The organism is Methylotuvimicrobium sp. (genome assembly GCF_050611805.1).
GTDB lineage: Bacteria > Pseudomonadota > Gammaproteobacteria > Methylococcales > Methylomonadaceae > Methylotuvimicrobium.
The window spans coordinates 15,365-38,357 of sequence record NZ_JBNGHF010000035.1 but is presented as its reverse complement, the minus strand read 5'-3'; the positions used below and the strand labels follow the sequence as shown (position 1 = coordinate 38,357).

The 22,993-nt window shown below is 46.5% G+C and carries 19 protein-coding genes; 6 read left to right on the top strand and 13 right to left on the bottom strand.

All coding sequences use genetic code 11. The features are described from left to right. Positions 1-610 (bottom strand): hypothetical protein (locus ACRJJO_RS15705; RefSeq protein WP_431066614.1); only part of this gene is annotated, 610 nt, incomplete at its 3' end. Between the two features lie 342 nt (positions 611-952). On the opposite strand from ACRJJO_RS15705, the gene ACRJJO_RS15700 reads away from it, so the two are divergent. Beyond that, on the top strand, positions 953-2,131 hold the full coding sequence (locus ACRJJO_RS15700) for a D-alanyl-D-alanine carboxypeptidase/D-alanyl-D-alanine-endopeptidase (protein ID WP_431066613.1): 1,179 nt from the start codon (positions 953-955) through the stop codon (positions 2,129-2,131). A gap of 169 nt (positions 2,132-2,300) precedes the next feature. Here the strand turns inward: ACRJJO_RS15700 and ACRJJO_RS15695 are convergent, their stop codons facing one another. Continuing rightward, complete coding sequence (locus ACRJJO_RS15695; protein WP_431066612.1) at positions 2,301-3,119, bottom strand: L,D-transpeptidase family protein; 819 nt, start codon at positions 3,117-3,119, stop codon at positions 2,301-2,303. Positions 3,120-3,471: 352 nt separating this feature from the next. On the opposite strand from ACRJJO_RS15695, the gene ACRJJO_RS15690 reads away from it, so the two are divergent. Further along, positions 3,472-4,101 carry a DsbA family protein gene (locus ACRJJO_RS15690; RefSeq protein ID WP_431066611.1) on the top strand — a complete coding sequence of 210 codons (630 nt, stop codon included), beginning with the start codon at positions 3,472-3,474 and terminating at the stop codon, positions 4,099-4,101. A 62-nt stretch (positions 4,102-4,163) separates the two neighbouring features. Beyond that, positions 4,164-4,796: a class I SAM-dependent DNA methyltransferase gene (locus tag ACRJJO_RS15685; RefSeq protein ID WP_431066610.1), complete on the top strand. Its 633-nt coding sequence runs from the start codon at positions 4,164-4,166 to the stop codon at positions 4,794-4,796. 165 nt (positions 4,797-4,961) lie between these two features. Here the strand turns inward: ACRJJO_RS15685 and ACRJJO_RS15680 are convergent, their stop codons facing one another. The 10 genes from ACRJJO_RS15680 to rpsB form a co-directional block, all read right to left on the bottom strand. Next, a complete protein-coding gene (locus ACRJJO_RS15680; RefSeq protein WP_431066609.1) occupies positions 4,962-6,587 on the bottom strand; it encodes a multicopper oxidase family protein in 1,626 nt (541 codons plus the stop codon). A gap of 236 nt (positions 6,588-6,823) precedes the next feature. Next, complete coding sequence (locus tag ACRJJO_RS15675; RefSeq protein WP_431066608.1) at positions 6,824-7,543, bottom strand: DsbC family protein; 720 nt, start codon at positions 7,541-7,543, stop codon at positions 6,824-6,826. 454 nt (positions 7,544-7,997) lie between these two features. Beyond that, positions 7,998-9,350 carry an RIP metalloprotease RseP gene (gene rseP / locus ACRJJO_RS15670; RefSeq protein ID WP_431066607.1) on the bottom strand — a complete coding sequence of 451 codons (1,353 nt, stop codon included), beginning with the start codon at positions 9,348-9,350 and terminating at the stop codon, positions 7,998-8,000. A gap of 8 nt (positions 9,351-9,358) precedes the next feature. Then, positions 9,359-10,543: a 1-deoxy-D-xylulose-5-phosphate reductoisomerase gene (gene ispC, locus ACRJJO_RS15665; protein ID WP_431066606.1), complete on the bottom strand. Its 1,185-nt coding sequence runs from the start codon at positions 10,541-10,543 to the stop codon at positions 9,359-9,361. Then, entirely contained in the window at positions 10,543-11,412 is an 870-nt protein-coding gene (locus ACRJJO_RS15660; protein ID WP_431066605.1) for a phosphatidate cytidylyltransferase, read from the bottom strand. Before ACRJJO_RS15660 ends, ispC begins: the two co-directional genes overlap by 1 nt. Before the next feature lie 26 nt (positions 11,413-11,438). Then, positions 11,439-12,203 (bottom strand): isoprenyl transferase, encoded by a 765-nt coding sequence (locus ACRJJO_RS15655; protein ID WP_404356448.1) that lies wholly within the window; start codon positions 12,201-12,203, stop codon positions 11,439-11,441. Positions 12,204-12,215: 12 nt separating this feature from the next. Then, complete coding sequence (frr, locus tag ACRJJO_RS15650; RefSeq protein WP_014149389.1) at positions 12,216-12,773, bottom strand: ribosome recycling factor; 558 nt, start codon at positions 12,771-12,773, stop codon at positions 12,216-12,218. Then, on the bottom strand, positions 12,770-13,498 hold the full coding sequence (gene pyrH, locus ACRJJO_RS15645) for a UMP kinase (protein WP_014149390.1): 729 nt from the start codon (positions 13,496-13,498) through the stop codon (positions 12,770-12,772). Before pyrH ends, frr begins: the two co-directional genes overlap by 4 nt. A 394-nt stretch (positions 13,499-13,892) precedes the next feature. Next, positions 13,893-14,774: a translation elongation factor Ts gene (gene tsf / locus ACRJJO_RS15640; protein WP_431066604.1), complete on the bottom strand. Its 882-nt coding sequence runs from the start codon at positions 14,772-14,774 to the stop codon at positions 13,893-13,895. 115 nt (positions 14,775-14,889) lie between these two features. Continuing rightward, entirely contained in the window at positions 14,890-15,642 is a 753-nt protein-coding gene (gene rpsB / locus ACRJJO_RS15635; RefSeq protein WP_431066603.1) for a 30S ribosomal protein S2, read from the bottom strand. A 327-nt stretch (positions 15,643-15,969) separates the two neighbouring features. Between rpsB and map the strand changes: the two genes are divergently transcribed. After that, the gene (map, locus tag ACRJJO_RS15630) at positions 15,970-16,734 is read left to right on the top strand and encodes a type I methionyl aminopeptidase (RefSeq protein ID WP_431066602.1); all 765 of its coding nucleotides are present in this window, start codon (positions 15,970-15,972) and stop codon (positions 16,732-16,734) included. Continuing rightward, positions 16,731-19,367: a [protein-PII] uridylyltransferase gene (glnD, locus tag ACRJJO_RS15625; RefSeq protein WP_431066601.1), complete on the top strand. Its 2,637-nt coding sequence runs from the start codon at positions 16,731-16,733 to the stop codon at positions 19,365-19,367. The genes map and glnD overlap by 4 nt, the downstream gene beginning before the upstream one ends. A 322-nt stretch (positions 19,368-19,689) precedes the next feature. Here glnD and ACRJJO_RS15620 read toward each other — a convergent pair whose 3' ends face one another. Continuing rightward, positions 19,690-20,088, bottom strand: a complete 399-nt coding sequence (locus ACRJJO_RS15620; RefSeq protein ID WP_431066600.1) for a PilZ domain-containing protein — start codon at positions 20,086-20,088, stop codon at positions 19,690-19,692. A 518-nt stretch (positions 20,089-20,606) separates the two neighbouring features. Here ACRJJO_RS15620 and ACRJJO_RS15615 point away from each other — a divergent pair. Further along, positions 20,607-22,349 (top strand): multicopper oxidase domain-containing protein, encoded by a 1,743-nt coding sequence (locus tag ACRJJO_RS15615; protein ID WP_431066599.1) that lies wholly within the window; start codon positions 20,607-20,609, stop codon positions 22,347-22,349. The last annotated feature ends 644 nt before the right edge of the window (positions 22,350-22,993 follow it).

The following is a 22,993-nucleotide window of genomic DNA, read 5'->3' as shown; positions in this document are numbered from 1 at the left end:
TGCCGGTTTGTTGAATATCGGAGGAATAAACGATGCCGCTGCCGTGTTTCTTGGTCGTACGCAGAACATAGTCGGTACCGTTACCCAAGCCAGGCAAGTCCAGGCTCAATTGACCATTAGCATCGGTATGTTCCCGGCGGAACCATTTCAAAACGCCGTCCGACTCGCGAGTCATGACGATCACTTCTTGGTTTGCCAGCGGCGTATTACCGATACCGTCGGAGACTGCCACATTCAACAATTTGTTGCCGACTAAGAAGGTAAAACTACCCGCCTGGCCGATCAATTGACTTACCTTGGTTCGGCCATCGAATGGATTGGCCGTTTTTAATAAATATTGACTCCCTTGCATTAACCCAGGCAAGGATAAATCGACAACACCTTGAGCGTCGGTAGTGGCGCGCCGCGCCCATTTTTCAGACCCGTCGCTTAAAACCTCATAAGCTGTAACCGATTGTTCGGAAATCGCCTGCCCGGTCGCTCCGCTGACTAATCTTACCGTTAATAGATCGCTTGCTTCTTGTGCCTTTGCGTTAATTGGTAGAAAAAAAACTATAATAAGAAAAAATAAATAACTCTGAAATGAAACTTTACCGGGTATCGTTTTCATTACTACGCCCCCTCCAATACAAAATAGAAATCTTGTATGTAATCTAGCCGACAATGAATTTTCATTTTTCAAAGTAGTTCAAAGTGAGACAATTTGCCTAACATATTGAATGGTCCGTCACAAAAAAATGACTTTTATTGTTGACGATGAGATTTAGATCGAATTTTTTAAAATGCCGGAAGACAGGTGTCGGCGTCAGGGAATGACTATCGAATAACCCGATGCCTTCATTCCTATACTGTCGACACCTTATAAATAAAAGACATGTTAAATACTATAAGCTATTGTATTTAATTAAATAATGACATTAAGATATAACACTTTCGTTCCTGGAAATTTTAAATGCGCCGAATTTGCTACCTTATTTATTTATCGCTTGTCTTGCCTGTCCTCGGCCATGCGGATGAAGCCCTAACCGCTTTTTCAGAACTACATAACGCAGGGCTCATCATTTTAGATTCAAATGGGCGAACGATACGTGCCGATCACGCCGATAGGCCTTTAATTCCGGCCTCAACAACCAAGTTAGCCACAGCCTGGCTAGCATTAATGCACTGGGGCGAAGCTCATCGTTTTCGTACTCAGTTCTATTGGGATGAACCATCGCAAACTTTATGGATAAAAGGAAGCGGCGATCCTTATCTGGTTTCCGAAGAAATCGCCCGGATTGCTCGAAGTCTGAAACAAAAGGGTCTGCAACAAGTTAAAGCCTTAGGCCTCGACAACTCTCTTTTTCAAGCAGGTTTGGTTTTACCGGGCACCGGAACCACGAACAATCCTTACGATGCGGTACCTTCAGCAACGGCGGCGAACTTCAACACAATAGCAATCAAAAAGATTAACGGAAAAGTACTGTCTGCCGAGCCCCAAACACCGCTAACCCCATACGCGAAAAGCCTAGGCCGCTCGATCAATAGCGGCGAGTTGCGCGTCAATACCGGCCGAAATCCAAGCAATGCGGAAAGCTATTTTGCCGAATTAATGGCTGCCTTTTTACGGGCACAAGGAATTGAGGTCGATCCGCGAATCGTTTTCGGCAAAGTACCGAATCAACCAGTATTTTATACGCACACCAATAGCAAAACACTCGGCGAAATCGTGCGTACGATGTTGAAATATTCGACTAATTTCGTTGCTAACCAGCTAATTTTGATGCTGAGTTCGGAAACCTATCAACACCCAGCGAATACTGCCGATGTTCAGCGATATATGGAAGAATCCTTATCTCGGCATTTCGCTTGGAAGAATTTTACATTTGAAGATGGCGCCGGCCTATCTCGTAATAACCGTCTATCGCCGCAGCAACTGACCGAACTCTTGCAAGCCTTCCGGCCATGGAAACACTTGTTACCGGAAATCGAGCCCGGCGTCTACGCGAAAACCGGAACCCTAACCGGCGTCAGTTCGTTAGCAGGTTACTTAGTCAAACGCGGCGAATGGCAGCCTTTTGCCATCGTGATGAATGAAAATGTACCTTATCAATTGAGAAATCGTATCGCTCGAGAGCTGTCTATGAGATAAGGATACGGTAAAAAAACGTTCCTAAATGGTTTCCACGCTCCCCTGCGCTCAGCGAGAGAACGGTGGGGAATCAGGAAGTTATATGAGACCCTATGCTAAGCAACTGGAAAGAAGTGAGCAGTTGAGAGCCCCGATATAAAGTTCGCTTTGTAAAGTCCGGTCCTGATGATCACAGCCCGGTTTTTACCGACTTCACTGTAGGAGACAGAGCAAGGATTTCACGGGAGATATTCGAATAAAGTTCAAGAGTCCAATCGGGTAGTTTTTCGGTATCGGCCACCAGCGGATAAACCCTGGGGTCATGCGGTGCAATCACAACCTTTACATTGTCAACGCCCACATTCGCGGTCAACACGAAAAGCTCTTCTATTGCTTCATCACCCATGGCCAGGCAACCGATGGAGCTGGCTTTGCCATGGATGAAAATATCCGACCCCGGCTTGCTACGTCCTTCCTGCCAGGCATGAAAGCGATCGAATTCGTTAGGGTAATTGATCTTCATCGACAAGTGATAATGACTGTTCGGGTTCAACCCCTCGATATGGTAAATACCCTCCGGCACCTGCTCGTCCCCTTGACGTAATTTAGGGCCCGCAACACCACTGGCGGCTTGAATGTCATAGTCGCGGATAAATCGAAATTCGCCGCTGCCTCTGGCCCATAGCTCCAGTTTTTTTTCCTGTTTCAGAGCGATAAAGACGATTTCACTTGGCGGATAAGAAACATTGGCCTTGGCGAAATAAGATGCAAGCTTGAGCGTTGCATACGGGCCGTAAGCCTGTAGGACATCTTCGACAGTTCTTTGACCATCCAACGACGGCGACAGCTGAGGGATAAAATAAAGGTTCCGATCAGGCTGGGCTTGCGGCTTGGCGGCAGCGGTGGTAGCGAAAGTGATATCGGAAATAGCGGCAGGCCTTGGCGCGACGCATGCGCCGAGCAAGGCTGCCATAACCAAACCAAAAACGATTTTGGTCGTTGATTTCATAAAATTATTTTGGAAATGAATTTATAACCCGCTTAGTTTAAGCGCCCTCTCCCATGTCCGCAAGTACAGGCTTTCTCAACAGCAATTCCCAATTTGGGGATCAAACAGGGTGTGGCGTATGCTTGACGAGGATGTCGGCAGCAGGGAGCGCTGACGTCAAGCCCCCATGGATGGATTCACGGCGTTCCTCGACAGGGATACCCCACACCCTAAATCCAGCGAGAATGCTCAAACTGGGAATTACTGCTTTCTCAATCGAAACAGGGATTCTTAAGCTTGACTTTTTCGTGTTTTGACGCGGCTTCAACGCACTGGTTACAATGAGGGGCATTTTATTGCACGTAGACTGACCATGCCGACAATTCGTTTATTCTATATCCATGACCCCATGTGCAGTTGGTGCTATGCATTCCGCTCGAGCTTTAGCGCCTTACAAAGCAACCTACCACAATCTATCCGTTTGATTTATCTGTTGGGCGGTTTGGCTCCGGACTCCACCACGCCGATGCCCGAGTCTATGCGGCAAGCCATTCAACAAAACTGGCGCCGAATCGAACAAACCGTACCCGAAGTCCGTTTTAATTTCGAATTTTGGGCTGTCAATACGCCGATCCGTTCAACTTATCCGGCTTGTCGTGCGCTATTAGCGGCCAGAAAGCAAAGTCCCGATCATGAGATTCCCATGCTAAAGGCTATCCAGTCGGCCTATTATGAACGCGCCAAAAACCCGTCGCTGACCGGCACGCTTCTGGAATGCGCCGCCGAAATCGGCTTAGACACCTCTTTATTCGGTAAAGACTTGTTGAGCCCGGCGATTGATGATGAATTACAGCAAGAAATTCAATTGGCTCGAAACATGGGCGTGTCGAGCTATCCGTCCTTACGCTTGCAGCATAATGACGAATTGGTCGCCATTCGCATTGACTATCTCGACTATCGAAGCATGCTCGATGAAATAAGCCATATCTTGCAAGCTGCTTGAGGCTTATTGAAAATCCATACCTTTACTCCCTTTTTACCCAAACATCGACTATCAGGTGAAAGATGGAACGCAAAGAAGAAGGCTTAGCTCAAATTGAATCATTGACGCTCAGTCATTATCAACACAACGCCGAATCCTTTTGGCTAGGCACCAAAGATCATGACGTAGCTCAGAACTACGAGGCCTTTTTAGCCCCGTTGCCTAAAGATAAAGCGCTGGATATTTTAGATTTGGGCTGCGGGCCTGGACGGGATATTCACTATTTTAAGTCTCTGGGACATCGACCGATCGGCCTAGACGGTTGCGAGGCGTTTTGCGCGATGGCCCGCAGTCTTACAGGCTGCGAGATTCTGCATCAAAATTTCCTTAACCTAAACCTTGCCAAGCAACGTTTCGACGGCATCTTCGCCAATGCCTCGTTATTTCATGTGCCGAGCCGGGAGCTGCCGCGGGTACTTAAAACCTTGCATGCAACATTAAAGCCTGGCGGCATTTTATTTTCCTCGAATCCGCGCGGCAATGACGAGGAAGGTTGGTCCGGGCAACGCTACGGTCATTTCATGACATTCGAAACCAGTAAACAGTATCTCGAGGAAGCCGGCTTCACCGTGCTCGATCATTATTACCGCCCCAAAGGCAAGCCCGCTCATGAGCAGCCTTGGCTAGCGATCATCGCGGGGAGTGTTTGTCCATAAGTATCAAGCTAAGCACAGATCCCCGCTGCCAAATCGCTACCGATCGCTTCCGGCGGGTCTAAGCAGCGTAATCCGGGAAGCTCGGAGCCACGCCATTCCCCTATTCCGCTTCGCTGCATACGGTCTACATGCTTTGATCTACGATGAGTATAAACCGAACTCAGATTATTTTATTAAGAAATCCCGCATCATACCCATATCTTCATGCTCGAGATTATGGCAGTGATACATGAATAGCCCTATAAAATCATTGAATGGTTTCAATACAGTCACCTTTTCGCCGGGCATCACCAACGCCGTATCCTTCCAACCGCCCCAGACCAATCCACCGGAAATCGTTCGGTACGCTTCTCTCGATTTCGGATTGACTTGGCGTTTGATGATTTGAAATTGTTCGCCGTGTAAATGCATCGGATGAGGCATCGGCATGCCGCTCATGCCACTGTATCCATTGTCGAATTCGATGACTTGCAAGCTATTGACAGGAATGATTTCATCGTCGCGAACATCGTCCATTTTGTAGGAACGCCCATTCAATAACGCCGACATGTGCCGCATCGACAATCTAATGGTTCTTGGATCTTTGTTATTCGCAGCATCGCGAACATTCAACTTAGGTATCGTGGATAAGCGCTCCGGTAAACTCTGCGACGATTTGCCGGCTTTAATCACTTTAACGTTAAATAAAGAAAATTCACTACCCGACGGCAGACCGGAAGAGTGCATCATGCCCATACCCCCGCCCATCATGCCGCGCCGTCCTCCGCCCATCATTCCGCGACCGCCACCCATCATGCCCATGCCGCCATGACCGTGTGTCGCAATATCGAACGACAAGCTGCGCATGCTTATCTCAGAACCAACCGAACGACCGCTGAAATCGGCCCAAAGCTCGATTCTTTCGCCTGGGGCCAACATCACATAGGAATACTGCTTCGGCCTTTCCAGCAATCCGCCGTCGGTACCGATCACGGTCATTTTACTGCCGTCCGACCAGGCCAGTTTATAGATCCGCGAATTTGACCCGTTCAGTAATCGCAGCCGATAGGCCTGTCCCGCGACAGGGAACACATAATCGGGCCGGCCGTTGACAAAAATCCGATCGCCGAGAAAGCCCTGCATGCGTTGCATCATGTGGTCGCTGTAGACGAGCTGATTATTCTTATCAAAGCTTCTGTCTTGGATGACCAACGGCAGATCAAATTCACCCTTGGGCAAATTCAAAGCCCGTTCTTCATCGTCATGCACAATAAACAAGCCGGCAAGACCCGAATAGACTTGTCGGGCGGTGACGCTATGGGTGTGAGCGTGATACCAGTAGGTTCCGGCACGATTCAAAATTTCGAATTCATAGATATAAGATTCGCCGTGACTGACCGCGTACATCGGATTGCCGTCCATGTTGGCCGGCACATGCAGTCCGTGCCAATGCAAAATCGAATGCGCCGGTAAATTGTTATTCAAATGAATTCTGACTTTTTGGCCTTTTTTCAGGCGAATCGTCGGCGCAAGATAGGTATCGGGGTGATTTTCTATCGATGAAGCCGGACCTTTAAGAACTTTAGCCCGCACTTTCCAAACTCGGGTTTCAGGCCCTTCGAAGATAGGAACCTGCGCGATATCCTGCGTCAGTTCAATTTCAACATCGGGATGAAAATTCGCAGAAGGCGTATTGACCGCTTTAAAGGCTCCGCCCGATTGCGCCCAAGAGGGGTACGTCGCCGCACCGGCTGCCGCAAAAGCGGCATACTTTAACCATTGTCGGCGTTGTTGATTGATCGGAGAATTCATCGTCTTGTACCTCATGGACTTATAATTTGTTAGTATATTAGCAAATTATAAATTAATAGCAATTTAAACTCCTTTATCGAAGCGTATTGCCATAAAATCCGAAAACATGGCCGCACGAAATATATATACCTTTCGCGCTTCAAATTTTGGCGATTCTTAAGGAAGCGCCACCATTTGATGCGAGCCAGTTATAGAATAAACGTTCTCAAGCACCCAACACAACCTAGCCGGATATTCTATAAACCTTTTTCTTCGCGCAATACTTCAACCAGTTGCTTGGCCGGTAAGTAACCCGGATATACAGAACCTTGTTCAGTGACTATCATCGGCGTTCCGCGCGCTTCGAAATCGTTACCGAGCTTCATGTGCGCATCGACCGGATTGGTACAGGTCTTGGCTTCGGGGGTTTTCCCTTGCTTGGCTTTGGTTAAAGCATCATTACGATCCTCCGCACACCATACCGAAACGGCTTTGGTATAAGAATCAGAGCCCTTTCCCGCTCTCGGATAAAACAAATATTGAACAGTAATGCCTTCAGCCATATATTGATCAATCTCGGAATGCAGTTTCCGACAGTAGCCGCAATCGATATCGGTAAAAATAAATACTTTATGCTGACCTAATTTCGGCTTGAACACGATCATTTGATCTTGTCCTAACTTTTCCAGCGTATTCTTTCGCGCATTAGCCATTTTCGCTTCGGTCAAATCGGTTCTCGCTTCCAGGTCGATCAAGCGCCCTTGGAATAAGTATTTACCGTCATCGGAGACATAAAAAATGGTTGGGCCCGCCGTGACTTCATAAACCCCCTTCACTTCGGAAGGCTTAATCAAGTCAGGATTGAAATTTGGCATCGATTTTTTTAAAGCCTCCTTGATGGCTGCTTCATCGGCTTGAACAACGCTCACGCCTAAAACCGAACCAAGCAATATCGCTGTTTTAAGTATTTGTTTCATAACGTTTCCATAAATTCAAATTGACTAATGCGTTTGTAGGACTGTCGTCCGAGTGTTTTGTTCATTACCCTATAAAAAAATAGAAGCCGCTATACGGCGATTTTCTATCGGCTTGGTTTTGATTTTTGATATAGATCAAAATTCGGCACCGGAATGCCTCCTTAGGCACTACAGAAATTTAAAGTGCGAAAAGCAAACATTAACCTAAATTCGGCAGTTTAACCATGAAGCAAATGAAGGATTTCAAGAATATACCTATACATTCTCGCTAATCTTTTTGATGAGCGAAAGTTCTATACAAATGAATAGCAAGCCCAGCTCTAACATTTTTCGGTCTTTAGGTTATGGGGTTTCATTTGTTAAGGCTGAGCAAGTTATTGAATTAACTTTTTGTTCTACCTGATCTTCATTGTGAAATGCTTTTTCTTGGATAAATGCTTTAAAGCGGTTTTTTTCATTGAAATAAACGTTCCAAATCCAAAAATAAAGCCAATACCATCAACGACAGTAGCAACAAAATACCGACCTGTTGTAACACAACCTGGAATTTTTCCGAGACGGGGCTACCTTTAATCGCTTCAATCGCAAAAAACAATAAATGGCCACCGTCTAACACCGGAATCGGCAATAAATTAAGCACCCCAAGACTGATGCTAACTTTCGCTAAGAAAGACAGAAATTCGACAAACCCGCGCTCAGCCGAAAGCCCGGCAAACTGGGCGATACTGATTGGACCGCTAAGATTTTTCACAGAAGCATTACCGACAATCATCTGACCCATCATTTTGAGTGTTGCGGTACTAAAAAAAACGGTTCTCGAAACAGCCCCCGTCAGAGCCGGCCAAAGCGGCAAATCATTGCGCACTTGCAACGACGCCATCAAGTCTTCTGGAATTTCAGCGGCCGCTCCGATTTTACCGACAACCTCGTCCTTTTCGACGACTTTTTGAGGCGTTATTTCGAGACTCAATTGCACGCCTTGTCTTTCAATAGTCAGGTCGATAACTCTCCCTGGGCTATTTTGCACATAGTCGACCCATTGCAACCAGGTATTGATCGGCTCACCATTAGCAGAAACAATCAAATCACCGGACTGTAATCCGGCATCGGCCGCCGGCATGCCTTCCAGCACTCGCCCGACGACCGGTCTAAGCTGCGGCATCCATGGTTTGAGACCTAATTTATCGTAAAGTTTATCAGGCTCACTTCGCAATTCTTCAGGAAGGTTGATAAGCCGCGAATGCTGCTGTTCATCGATGTTTTTTACCGTAACATCGACACTTTCTCGACCGGTCATGGCCGCCGAGAAAATCGACTCAATAACCTCCGACCAAGTCGCGGTGTTCTTTTGATCGACCGCTACGATCTCCTCGCCTTCGAGTAAACCGGCTTCGGCGGCAAGCGTACCAGTCTCGACATGACCGATAATCGGGCGTAAGCCGGTTTCACCGATAAACAACACGATCCAGAAAAACAGCACGGCAAGCATTAGATTGAATAATGGTCCGGCCGCGACAATCGCCGACCGCGCCCATAATGGTTGGCGGTTGAATGCGAAAGGCAAATCTTCATCAACCACTTTGCCTTCGCGTTCGTCAACCATTTTGACATAGCCGCCTAGAGGTATTGCCGAGATGACATATTCGGTCGACGCAGGCGATTTCTGATAAGACCAAATGACTTTACCAAACCCGACTGAAAACCTAAGTACTTTGACGCCGGTTTTTCGCGCGACCCAAAAATGACCGAATTCATGAAACGAAACCAGAATACCGATCGCGACAATAAAATAAAATAGCGTACTCATTAACCCAATTAACGCTTAAGTTCTTCGACGATACGCTCAGCCACTTCACGGGCTTTGCTATCGGCTGCCAATACAATATCCAGCGTATCCGCCGGATCGGCTTTGAATTGATGCATGCTCCGTTCAATAATGAAAGGAATGTCGGTAAAACGGACTTTCTCGTCCAAAAAGGCAGCAACCGCGATTTCATTAGCTGCATTTAATACAGCCGGCATAATACCGCCTGCCTCGACAGCTTCAATCGCCAAGCGTAAACAAGGGAAACGCTGAAGATCGGGTTGTTCGAAATCCATGTGCTTAACGTCGAATATATTCAGCGGCGCCGCACCGGAGTCGAAGCGCTCCGGCCACGCCATCGCATGCGCAATGGGTATTCGCATATCGGGGTTACCCATTTGCGCCAACACAGTGCCGTCGACATAATCGACCATTGAATGAATCACGCTTTGCGGATGGATCACCACTTGAATTTTATCCGGCGACATATTGAACAATAAACAGGCTTCAATCAATTCAAGCCCTTTATTCATCATAGTTGCGGAATCAACAGAAATCTTGCGTCCCATATCCCAATTCGGATGCGCGACAGCTTGATCCGGAGTGACATCGACCAACTCTTCGACCGGCTTAGTTCTGAACGGGCCGCCCGAGGCAGTCAACAAAATTCGCCGCGCTTCCTTAGCCTCTTGACCCGTACAGTAATCTGCCGGCATGCATTGAAAAATGGCATTATGCTCGCTATCGATCGGCAGCAAATGCGCACCGGACTCGGTAACCGCTTTCATGAAAATATCGCCGGACATCACCAACGCTTCTTTATTTGCCAGCAATACGGTTTTACCGGCTTTAGCAGCCGCCAAAGTTGGTAATAAACCAGCTGCACCGACGATTGCCGCCATTACCGAATCAACACTATCCAGTGTGGCTACTTGCTGCAACGATTCGGCTCCCGATAGCACCTTGATATCGGATACCGGCGATGTAGCTATGCGTTCTGCAAATTGTTTAGCCTTATCTTCATCAACTACGACAACATAGTCAGGGCGATGTATGATGCATTGGTCGTACAGCAGATCGATATTATTGTTCGCGGTCAGCGCAACGACCCTATACCGATTCGAATGACGAGCAACCACATCCAGCGTGCTAACACCGATAGAACCGGTCGCGCCCAAAATACAAATACCTTTCATTAAAATAACTCTCTAATCAGCAGAATACCAGCATAGAAAAACGGGATACCGGCCACCAAGCTGTCGATCCTATCCAACAAACCACCATGTCCCGGCAAAATAGACCCCGTATCCTTAACGCCCTGCTGTCGTTTTATTAGGCTAAAAAATAGATCGCCGTATATCGAAATCAAAACGGTCAAGACCGACAACAAAACAAAATCAGAGCCGATCATCAAATTAAACCCGAACACCAAACTCAAAACGATCGCACTAACGACGCCGCTTCCCAAAGCCCCGTAAAATCCTGCCATGGTTTTACCGGGACTGATTTCAGGAGCAAGTTTGGTAGCGCCGAATTTTTTGCCAACGAAATAGGCGGTAATATCTGCAATCCAAATCAACAGCAGAAAATACATCACCATATCGGAACCGTAAAAAGCACGCATGCGATAAAGAAACATCCACGCAAAAAACAGAATCACCCACCCGATCAATCCCTTATAAACATTTTTTAATTCGAGCTTCAGCAACGCATCCGATGCATTTCTGATCAGAAACATCACTACCACCCAAAATAAAACCGGTAAAATAATCAGCCATTCCAATAAACCGGACTGCGCCCTGACTTCCGGCCAATCGAAAACTTGTGCCACTATTTCCAGAAAATAAGTCCAAAAATAAACACCGCCCATCGGTAAAATGAGTAAGACAAGAAATAAAATCCGCATCGAGGGCCTATCAATACCGGTTAAGCTTGTCCACTCCCATGCGGCAACCAACATCACCAGCGCAACAATCAGGGTAAAATAAGGTATTGGTAATAAATAGACGGCCAATACGACTAATGGCGCAAGAATCAAAGCCGTAATAATTCGCTGTAGTAACATTTTATAATTATTATCTAGTCAAATAGTTAGAGGGGGGCTGCTTTTGTGAGGATTTGCTCGCCGGTATGCCCGAAACGCCTTTGCCGAGTTCTAAAGCTTCCGATAGCCTCCTCTAGCGATTGCCGATTAAAATCGGGCCATAAGGTTGGCGTGAAATATAATTCGGTATAAGCTAACTGCCAGAGCAAAAAATTACTGACACGCTGCTCACCACCGGTTCTGATAAATAAATCCGGTTCGGGTAAGTCGGCGGTGGATAAATGTTGCCCGATCAGCGCCTCATCGATTTCTTGCTCGTTGAGCTCACCGCTTTGAATTTTCGCAGCTATTTTTTTAAACGCTTCGGACATATCCCATCGTCCACCATAATTGGCAGCAATCACTAAAGTCAGACCGCTATTATCGCGGGTTTGAATCTCGCCTTCTGCAATTTTAGCCTGCAATTTTTCAGAAAAAGCTTTACGTTCACCGATAAACCTTAAACGAATATTGTTCCGATGCAACTTGTTAACCTCGCTTTGCAAGGTCGAAATAAACAAGTTCATTAACATCGAGACTTCAGACTCGGGCCGGCGCCAATTTTCGCTGCTGAAAGCAAATAACGACAATACTTCGACATTCGCTTCGGCGCAATATTCAACAATGGCTCTAACCGCTTTGACGCCAGCTTGATGCCCCATTGCACGTGGCATATGTCTTTGTTGTGCCCAACGCCCGTTACCATCCATGATAATTGCAATATGGCGAGGGTTTTGGTTCAATTTCGGAAGCGTTTCAAATTCTGCAGGCATCAATCTACTCCATTAAATAGACATTAAGTCCGCTTCTTTTTCTTCCAAGTGCTTCTCAATTTCTTTGATGTATTGGTCGGTCAACTTTTGAATTTTATCTTCGGCCGCGCGTGCTTCATCCTCGGAAATCATTTTTTCTTTTAGCGCATCCTTGATATCGGAATTGGCATCGCGGCGAATATTTCGTATCGCTACTCGTCCATTCTCGGCTTCTTGTTTGACGACCTTGACCAGATCGCGACGACGCTCCTCGGTTAGCGGCGGTAATGGGATACGAATCACATTACCATTAGAGGAAGGGTTAAGCCCCAAGTCGGAAGCCATTATCGCTTTTTCGACGGCCTTGACTATGGTTTTTTCCCATGGTGTAACCGTCAAAGTCCGAGAGTCCTCGGTCGCGACATTGGCTACCTGTGAAAGCGGCGTATCGGCACCGTAATACGGAACGGTAATTTGATCCAGTAGGCTCGGATGCGCCCGGCCTGTTCTGATTTTGGTAAATTCGTGCCTCAGCGCTTCGACACTTTTGCCCATTCGCTTAGCCGCATCTTGTAGAATATCGCTTATCATGCTTTTGTTCCTCGTTCAATCAGTGAGCCGATATCTTCGCCCTGCATCAGCCGCATTATTGCACCTTGTTCAAAAATATTCATTACGCGCATCGGCAAATTGTTATCGCGGCACAATACCAAAGCAGTGGCATCCATGACGTTTAAGCGTTGATCCAACGCCTCATCATAGGTCAATCTCGGATAAAATCGGGCATCCTTAACTTTTTCAGGATCAGCCGAATAAACACCCTTAACCTTAGTCGCCTTAATCATCAACTGAGCATCGATCTCAATCGCCCGCAGACTGGCTGCCGAATCCGTAGTAAAAAAAGGATTTCCGGTTCCGGCAGCAAATATCACGACCCGACCTTTTTCAAGATGTCTAACCGCTCTGCGGCGAATAAAGTCTTCGCACACTTGATTAATCTTTAATGCAGACATAACGCGAACTTGCAAGCCTAAATACTCCAAAGCATCCTGCATCGCTAAGGCATTGATTACAGTAGCAAGCATGCCCATTTGATCGCCAGTGACTCGGTCAAGACCTTCGGAAGCTTTTTGCGCGCCGCGCAAAATATTACCGCCCCCGACAACTAGACCGACCTGTATCCCTGCATCACATAATTCTTTAATTTCGCCGGCCAAGCGTTTCAGGATATCGGCATCGATACTGCCTCCCTTTTCGCTCATCAATGCTTCGCCGCTTAATTTCAATAAAATTCGCTGGCAGATAAAATTTGTCATTATCGATTTTTAAGTTGAGAAATGGTTAGGAAAGTGCATTTTATCTTAGGCGACCGACGCCACGATTTTTGCCCATATTCTGCGTTGCGCAAACAGTTATATATACCCACTCATAAATCAAAAATACGGCACCGAAGTGTTAGGCGGATTTTTGCTCCTGCAAAATCCCCATTCACGCCTTCCATGGCGCTTGCGGATTTTTGCTCCTGCAAAATCCCCATTCAACCAGCACCTAAATAAGCCATGATTTTGAATCATTGCCAAAGACCTATGGAATTTAGGTGCTGGGTTTACGGCGCCCTTTGACGGGCACCCCGATGCCGAATTTTGATCTACGAAGAGTATAATCCGCTTGGAGTATAAAAACGAATCCCCGGATAAACCGGGGATTGAATTATGAGCCTCTGACTTGCGCCATGACTTCTTCGGCAAAATTTTCTTCTTTTTTCTCGATACCTTCGCCAACTTCGAACCGGGTAAAGCGAATAATGGCATTACCTTTTGACTTAACCAATTCGCCGACGGTGACTTTGTCGTCCTTAACAAAAGGCTGGCCCAACAAGGTAACTTCGGCAAGAAACTTTTTGATTCTTCCGCTCACCATTTTTTCGATAATCTCAGCGGGCTTTCCACTTTCCAAAGCTTGTGCGGAAAAAATTTCTTTTTCTTTCTCAATTGCTTCTTGAGAAACTTGATCTTCGGAAACACAAGTCGGGTTGATTGCAGCAACATGCATCGCAATGTCCTTACCTAATGTCTCATCGGCTTTTTCCAGCGCTACCAATACGCCGATCTTACTGCCGTGCAAATAACATGCAGCACCGCCGCCGGACAAATTGTATTTTTCAAAACGTCTAATCGCGATATTTTCACCCAGTTTTGCAATCAGTTCGCGACGAACCTCGTCGACAGTCTTGCCGTTTGGCAGTTTCAGGTCCAACACTTGCTCGGGTGTTTGCACATCCGCGTTTAAAATAGCGTCGGTAACATTGTTGACGAAATTGACGAAATCATCACCTTTCGCAACGAAATCAGTTTCGCAATTGATGTCGGCAATCGCCGCCGTTTTAGCATCGTCGCTGACTTTTACGCCCACCACACCTTCCGCAGCGGTCCGTCCGGATTTTTTATCGGCTTTTGCTAAACCGGCTTTTCGCATATTTTCGATAGCGACTTCCAGATCACCGTTTGCTTCGACTAGTGCCTTTTTGCATTCCATCATACCGGAACCGGTTCTTTCCCGCAGTTCCTTAACCATTGCAGCTGATATGCTCATTTCTCGTTTTTCCTCTTTATTCTTAACTATAAAAAACGCCTCCTGTTAGGAGGCGCTTTTCAGTCCAATGCGCCATTGCCTTTGAAGAGCTAGCTGCCCTTCACCGCACCGACGCTTACTCTGCGTTTGCTTCGACTTCTGATTCCTCAACAAAATCATCGACCTGGGCCGATAAGTTCAATGTCGCGGATTTCGCTTCCAATACTGCATCCGCTACGGATTCGCAGTAAAGTTTAACCGCTCTAATGGAGTCATCATTACCCGGTATGATGTAATCAACGCTTTCAGGGGAATTGTTCGAATCGACAATTCCAACTACAGGTATACCCAGTTTTTTGGCTTCGCCAATCGCGTTTTTCTCATAACCGACATCCAATACAAACAATACATCGGGTACGCCTTTCATATCCTTAATGCCGCCCAAGCTACGTTCGAGTTTTTCCAATTCGCGCTCCATCCCCAGCGCTTCTTTTTTGCTAAATTTATGATATAGCGTTCCGTCCGTTTTCATCGCTTCCAATTCTTTCAATCGGTTGATCGATTTTTTGATCGTCTTGAAATTGGTCAGCATGCCGCCCAACCAGCGATGGTCGACATAAGGCATTCCGCAACGTTTCGCCTCTTCAGCGACTGCTTTACGGGCTGCTTTCTTGGTGCCAACAAACAGGATAGTGCCTTTATTCGCGGACATTTGCCCCAGATAATTCATTGCGTCATTAAACAATGGAAGCGTTTTCTCAAGATTGATAATGTGAATCTTGTTACGGGCGCCAAATAGGTAATTAGCCATCTTGGGATTCCAGTAACGAGTCTGATGTCCGAAATGAACACCCGCTTCTAACATTTGACGCATTGACACTGCTGCCATTTTTTTCTCCTACGGATTATATGAAACTTAATGTTTCGTTGGGTTACGCCTCCGCCTGCCCCCCTTGGCAACCCCCCCTTCAAATTAATCAAGAAAGGCACCCTACCAAGCGTGTCGACAAACGTGAGTATTTATAATACAAAAATGAACTTGCCTTTATATCATAATTAGATTTTAACAACAATTAATTCTCTGCTAAACTGGCAGGACTTCTTCGTTCGCTCAAGCCTTTAGTTACTGTAATCTCCACCATTGATCAACTCCTTAGCGAGTTTGTTCAAGCAAACTCGCTTACTAGCTTACTTGCCAACATAAAGCCGTCAAATCATGGGTATCATCATTAAAACACCAAGTGAAATCGATAAAATGCGCGTCGCTGGTAGACTTGCCGCCGAAGTACTGGAAATGATCGAACCGCATGTTGTACCGGGCATCACCACCGAAGAACTTAATCAAATTTGCCACGACTATATTGTCGACGTTCAACATGCGATTCCGGCCCCGCTCAATTACCACGGCTTCCCCAAATCGATATGCACTTCGATCAATCAGCAAGTTTGCCACGGCATACCTAGCAACAAAAAATTAAAAAACGGCGATATCGTCAATATCGACATCACCGTCATCAAGGACGACTATCACGGCGACACTAGCAAAATGTTTTGTGTCGGCGAAGTCAGTCCCCACGCCAAACGCTTAGTGAAAATCACTCAAGAAGCCCTGTATCGGGGCATTGAACAAGTTAAACACGGAGCAACTCTTGGCGATATAGGCCATGCGATACAAAAATTCGCCGAATCGAATCGCTATTCGGTCGTCCGCGAATTTTGCGGTCACGGCATAGGCCAAAAGTTTCATGAAGAACCGCAAGTGCTGCACTACGGCAAACCAGGAGAAGGCACTGCCCTTGAAGCCGGCATGATTATTACGATAGAACCGATGCTTAATTTAGGCAAACGCCATGTGAAGGTGTTAGCGGACGGCTGGACCGCGGTTACCAAAGACCGCAGCCTTTCGGCGCAATGGGAACATACCATCCTAGTCACTGACCACGGTTACGAAATTTTGACTCTGAGACAGGAGGAAATGTGACAGAAGCCTTAGCCCATACCCACTATTTCACACAATCCGATTATATCATTGCTTTTAAAGAGCTCATTAAATCGAAAAACCTAGAGCTTGAGCGGGCATTTAACCCACAAGAACCGGTCACGCCTTTATTGGTTGCCAAGGCTGATTTCGTCGACGAAATCCTGATTACCGGCTGGGATCATTTCCTCGGTGAAACCGCCGATCAATTGAGCCTGATTGCGGTAGGCGGATACGGGCGAAAAGAATTGTTTCCCTTTTCAGACATCGATATCGTCGTATTATTGGATAAAGAGGCCTCTACGGAAACCCAGGCTGTATTAGGACAATTCTGCAATTTCCTTTGGGACATCGGTTTAAAACCAGGATTAAGCGTACGCACAGTCGAAGAATGCATTCAATCCTGTATCGACGACCAAACCATCATGACCAGTCTAATGGAAACCAGACTATTGCGCGGCAATCCGAGCTTGTGCGCAAAAGTACTCGAACCGATAAACAGCGGAGAGATATGGCCGTCAAACCGGTTTTTTGCTGCCAAAATGCAGGAACAGGAACATCGCTATTTTAAGTTTCACGATACCGCTTACAATCTCGAACCCAATATCAAGGAAGGACCCGGCGGACTTCGCGACATGCAGATTATTGCCTGGGTTTTTAAACGCCATTACGGCTCTTCAACCTTAAAAGAATTAATTAAATACGGCTTCTTGCCCGAATCCGAATATGAAGAACTGGTCACTGCGCGTAACGTACTTTGGCGAATCCGTTATGCACTTCACCTATTAACCGGTCGTTGCGAGGATCGCCTGCTATTCGACTTTCAACGAGACTTGGCCGAACAATTCGGATTCAAAGGCGCCGATCCGAATCAATCCGTCGAAGAATTCATGCAGCATTACTATAAAACCGTAGTCGGCCTAGAGCGGCTCAATGAAATGCTACTACAACTATTTAACGAGCGTTTTATCGGCGGAGAAACGACTTATCAACAAATCCAAACCAAAACCACAAAACTCATCGCTATTAACGGCTACCTAGAAGCCGAAACGAATAGCCTTTTCGAGGACAACCCACTGGCATTATTGGAAATTTTCCTAGTCATCCAGCAAAATCCTTCGCTAAAAGGTATCCGATCAAAAACGATTCGCTTAATCCGCAAAAGCCTGCACCTGATCGACGATCAATTTAGAACCGACAAGCACGCCAATCACCTATTCATCGAGATATTACGCCAACCGCGAGGCATCACGCACGCACTTCGACGAATGAATCGCTATGGCGTACTCGCCGCTTACCTGCCTAGCTTCGCTCACATCGTCGCCAGAATGCAGTACGATTTATTCCACATATATACCGTGGACGAACACACCCTATTCGTAATTCGCAATTTGCGACGTTTTTCGTTAGAAAAGCACACCCACGAACTGCCATTTTGTAACGACATTTTTTTGATGATCCCGAGACCCGAGCTACTTTATATCGCGGCATTGTTTCACGATATAGCGAAAGGCAAAGGCGGGGATCATTCGCAAGTTGGCGAAGAAATCGCCCAAGCATTTTGCCAGCAGCACGATCTGTCTAGACATGATACTAAGCTCGTCACCTGGCTAGTCCGCAATCATCTGATTATGTCGATGACGGCCCAGCGCAAAGACATCAGCGACCCAGACATCATTCATGATTTCGCCACTCAAGTCGGTAGCACCGAATATTTAAATCATCTTTATTTATTGACTGTCGCAGACATACGCGCAACCAATCCGGAACTATGGAACTCTTGGAAAGACGCATTATTGAAAGAACTCTATAGCGCAACCTACAACGCCTTGCGTCGCGGCCTCAAGAACCCGATCAATATCAGCGACAGACTCGAAGAAAATAAAACTGAAGCCTTGGAAGAACTGCTGAAACTAGGCATTTCCGAAGCGACTATTCATGCATCATGGAAACATGTCGGCGATGAATACTTTCTTAGATATACTGCCGAAGAAATTGCTTGGCAAACGATTGCGATCGCATCCTGCGACGAACCTGACCTGCCACTGGTGTTACTACGCCCACAAACTCAACGAGGCAGTGCAGAAGTCTTTATTTACACCCGCAACGAAGACTTTATTTTTTCAATCAGCACCGAGACCCTCGATCAACTCGGCCTTACGATTCTCGACGCAAGGATCGTTACCACCAGCGATCAGTATGTATTGAACAGCTTCCAAGTTCTCGAACAATCAGGCGACCCGATCAAGGATTTACACCGAGAAGTGCATATTTGCACAGCGCTCCGTAAAAATCTAAAAGAACACCACATTAACAAACAAAAAAACATTCGACGCCAATCGAGGCAAGCTCGACACTTTCCAATACCGACAACAATTTCATTTCACGAGGATCCGCAAAGACGCTTTACGGTCATGGAACTCATCACAACAGACCATGCGGGACTTCTTTCCAAAATCGGCCATGTACTCAACGATCACAACATTCAACTACACGACGCCAAAATCACCACGATAGGAAGCCGCGCAGAAGACATGTTTTATTTTACCGATTATCAATCTAACCCGATTCAAGACCACGAAACATTACAAAATTTGGAGCAAGCCATTCAATCCGCATTACGCGACCATTTATAACCCTTTCGCTAGCAGAGAGGATTCAGCGCCAAGCAAAATCCCCTTGCTATAACATATCGTAGATCAAAATTCGGCATCGAACAGGGGTGGCCGTCAAAGGTCGCCGTGAACTAAGCACCTAAATCCAGCACCTAAATTCCATAGGTCTTTGGCAATGATTCAAAATCATGGCTTATTTAGGTGCTGGATGAATTATCTAAGATAGTTAATCATAGCTAACGGCTATGGAATTTAGATGCTGGGTGAATACGCCTAAGCAGTATCTGACACCCCGGCGCCACTTAGAACACTATCGAAATTTGAAGTCCGAAAGGTATATAGATCATAAAGACGACACCGTAACTTCGTTCGAAGCCAGTCGATTTTCTATAAAACGGATAAGGTTCTCATAACCGTCACCTTCGAGATCCTTATATCGCATACCGATTTCGCAACGATCCCTCGCTATCCGACGGGAAAACTCAACATTACAACGCGCTTTTACTTGTAAAGGGCGATCGCCGGCAAGCGGCAAATCCAGCCATGCATTTAATTCCACCGGGCGACCGTTACGGATGTAACATCCGCCCGGTGTCATCAAATTCCGCTGCAATATATTGCATTGGATCGAGAACCCGTCACTTGAAGTATCAATCGCCAATACTTTGAGACGTACCCCCTCTTCATTGGTAACCACAACAGGCAAATGCGCAGCAACACGAGGATAAATTTTCTTTTCCATAGCCATCTCCGATCGACCAAATATTGTCATAAAAATTCTAGTCTATATCTTATTTTTTACCAGAATAAATATGCAGTTGTCGCTCACACCTCATTAAATTAATAAGATTACTCAGCCGCGAAACAGCATCGCCTGACAACATTCTCGAGTGCATCAATCCGAAATACCCCCCAAGAACCGGCTCTCCGTTATCAAAGAGCACTTTGTGACCGACCGAAATGAAATCAATCGAATCGAGGTCTTGACTTTAATCAACCGCTACGAAAGAATCTCCTGTATAATTTTCAAACAAGTTATGTTTTTTACCGCTCTTACACGACCGAAAAACGTCTAATTTAAGTTAGAAAGCATTAAGCGTTACCGACAAGGCCGGCAACCATCGGACAGGCGCTATCACTAAAGCATCATAATAACAAACTCTATCTAAACGTTTTTTCAGTCGATATGGAGTAAATAAACTTTCGCACTTTTTCTGAGTCACAATGACTCGAATCGTGTGTTTTTTCAGAGGTCTTCGCATGCATAAAAATTTCCTTACCCTTCTCTGCGGCGCCATGACGCTTATTGTTCCACTTGAACTGCAAGCAGCCAATGACTTGCCGCCTTCCGCTAAAATTGAATTGGGCGAATCGGAAGAAGTCTGTTCCGACTTCACGTCACCGAAATGGAGAGACGCACAAGCCATCGACGGCGTCGAGATTCAAGAATCGAGACTTTGCAACCCCGACAATCCTGCAGAAATTGCCGCATTCGTAAAAGGCACGAATAACATCAGCATGTCGACGTTAATGGATACTCAATTGGCCGCCGACTCGATCATCAAAACCAAAGACGTCGACGGCGACGGCGACCCCGACCATATCATCATAAAACTCGAAATCGTCGAATTAAACGGTCGATCTCCGGATAGTACCGAATTGACCACTCAATTCAATATTGCGCCAGGCGTACAACCCACCTTTTGGGTATTCGCGCCTAAAACCCGCGACATGTCGACTCTGAGCCTCTACGAACCGCTAGCCAATGCTCTACTGCGAGTTCCTTCGCCGACCATACGCGTCGAAGAAGGCGATACCGTCTGGCTGGTTGTCGAAAACACCCACCACATGCCGCATTCGCTGCATCTGCACGGTGTAGACCATCCTTATATGGACCATAGCGGAAGCGGCAATGACGGCGTCGGACAAACCAGTGCAATGGACATCATGCCCGGTGAGAGTAAAACTTATGTCATCAAGCCGCGCCAAGCCGGTTCCTTTTATTATCACTGCCACGTTCAGCCGCATACCCATATTCCAATGGGCTTGCAGGGCATATTCGTCGTAGAAGAAAATCGTCCAAACAATTGGGTACAAACCTTCAATGTCGGCAATGGCCAAGTTCGACATCCGTCGGTAGCAGTTCAGGAAAAATACGCCCGCGAATACGACTTGCATTATCAGTCGGCGGACAAGGAATTGCATGAACTGGCTCGCTCTGCCAACGACCCGCGCCTGCTAGCACAAAAACTGAACATGGAATACGACGTCACCGATGCAACCGACGATTATTTCATGCTGAACGGCCGCTCATTCCCGTATACGCTCAGGGAGTCCTTGATTGAAATGCAGCCGAATCAAAAGGTCAAGCTTCGCATACTAAACGGTCACACCGAAGCATTGGGCGTTCATATTCATGGGCATAGACCCATGATCACCCATTACGACGGTATCGATAACGGCCCGGGATCTTATATCATGCGGGATGTCCATACAATGGTACCGGCACAACGCATCGATCTGGAACTTGACGGCACCGACGACGGCTTACATAGCTTCGGCGAAGGGGTCTGGATGATGCATGATCATGTCGAAAAATCATTCACTACCAACGGCATCGGCGAAGGCGGCGATATCAGCTTGGTCGTTTACAAAGATTTTCTTGACGAAAAAGGAATTCCGAAAATGCAAGGCTGGACTCTGGCGCCTTATTTCACGAAAGAGTTCTGGCAAGGCAAATACCCGCTATGGCAAGATTACGACAAGTGGCGCAGCTTAGGTCTTCCTGACGCTCGCGGCTACAAAGCTCCTCTGCCGTCTCCACCCCAAATGATGCTTGAAGGACCGTCCGACTCTTTCAGCTCGACTGCGCCAGGCTCAGAAAAATCGTTTATCGGCGATTTATTCTCCGGATTGATTTTAGGCATCCTCGCTTACATGGCTATCGTGCGGCGCGAAGACATTTTCGCCTTGTATCATAAGCTCGTTAAAAAACCTGCCTAAATTTCGACTGGGTTTGCGGAATTCCATAAGGATTCCGCAAATCACATCAATTTCCCATTCCAACATAAGTCAGATTGTCTATACAAAAATGGGCTTATTTAAGACTATGTTCGCGTTAATAGTTGATACCTATTTGAACTCAAAGTCAGCAGAAGCCAAAAGATATAGCTCTAAATATACCCGTCGTAGATCAAAATTCGGCGGCAGGGCAGATTTTTGCTCCTGCAAAATCTGCATTCATGCCATCCTTGGCAATCAGTCGCCGCCGTCAAGGCTACATGGAGGTGTTTACGGCGTCCTTTCAAGCGATTAATCGTCCCCTCTTCCACGCTTAGTGCATTGAAAAGTAATCTTTGACTATTTCCTAAATGGTTTATTTTGTAGGAAAGAGAACCGTTTCAACAGCTAACGCGAACATAGCCTTATTTAATGTATAACAATCGTAGATGCGAAGTGCCCGTCAAAGAATGCCGTAAATCCAGCACCTAAATTATCCATGACAATGGGCTATGGAATTTAAGTACTGGGTAAATACGTCCATGCTGGTCCCTCGCCTAGCGTTAGGTTAGGGACCGAGCACCCCAGCGCCTCCTTCGGCACTGCCGAAATTTGAAGTGCGAATCGTTCAACAAATTCGGATAGAT

Coding starts and splice junctions, on each gene's coding strand:
- ACRJJO_RS15615 (WP_431066599.1), top strand. CDS start 20,607: ATGCATAAAAATTTCCTTACCCTTCTCTGCGGCGCCATGACGCTTATT.
- ACRJJO_RS15655 (WP_404356448.1), bottom strand. CDS start 12,203: ATGCCTGCAGAATTTGAAACGCTTCCGAAATTGAACCAAAACCCTCGC.
- frr (WP_014149389.1), bottom strand. CDS start 12,773: ATGATAAGCGATATTCTACAAGATGCGGCTAAGCGAATGGGCAAAAGT.
- ACRJJO_RS15660 (WP_431066605.1), bottom strand. CDS start 11,412: ATGTTACTACAGCGAATTATTACGGCTTTGATTCTTGCGCCATTAGTC.
- ispC (WP_431066606.1), bottom strand. CDS start 10,543: ATGAAAGGTATTTGTATTTTGGGCGCGACCGGTTCTATCGGTGTTAGC.
- map (WP_431066602.1), top strand. CDS start 15,970: ATGGGTATCATCATTAAAACACCAAGTGAAATCGATAAAATGCGCGTC.
- ACRJJO_RS15690 (WP_431066611.1), top strand. CDS start 3,472: ATGCCGACAATTCGTTTATTCTATATCCATGACCCCATGTGCAGTTGG.
- rpsB (WP_431066603.1), bottom strand. CDS start 15,642: ATGGCAGCAGTGTCAATGCGTCAAATGTTAGAAGCGGGTGTTCATTTC.
- ACRJJO_RS15675 (WP_431066608.1), bottom strand. CDS start 7,543: ATGAAACAAATACTTAAAACAGCGATATTGCTTGGTTCGGTTTTAGGC.
- ACRJJO_RS15680 (WP_431066609.1), bottom strand. CDS start 6,587: ATGAATTCTCCGATCAATCAACAACGCCGACAATGGTTAAAGTATGCC.
- ACRJJO_RS15685 (WP_431066610.1), top strand. CDS start 4,164: ATGGAACGCAAAGAAGAAGGCTTAGCTCAAATTGAATCATTGACGCTC.
- ACRJJO_RS15695 (WP_431066612.1), bottom strand. CDS start 3,119: ATGAAATCAACGACCAAAATCGTTTTTGGTTTGGTTATGGCAGCCTTG.
- ACRJJO_RS15700 (WP_431066613.1), top strand. CDS start 953: ATGCGCCGAATTTGCTACCTTATTTATTTATCGCTTGTCTTGCCTGTC.
- ACRJJO_RS15620 (WP_431066600.1), bottom strand. CDS start 20,088: ATGGAAAAGAAAATTTATCCTCGTGTTGCTGCGCATTTGCCTGTTGTG.
- pyrH (WP_014149390.1), bottom strand. CDS start 13,498: ATGACAAATTTTATCTGCCAGCGAATTTTATTGAAATTAAGCGGCGAA.
- rseP (WP_431066607.1), bottom strand. CDS start 9,350: ATGAGTACGCTATTTTATTTTATTGTCGCGATCGGTATTCTGGTTTCG.
- tsf (WP_431066604.1), bottom strand. CDS start 14,774: ATGAGCATATCAGCTGCAATGGTTAAGGAACTGCGGGAAAGAACCGGT.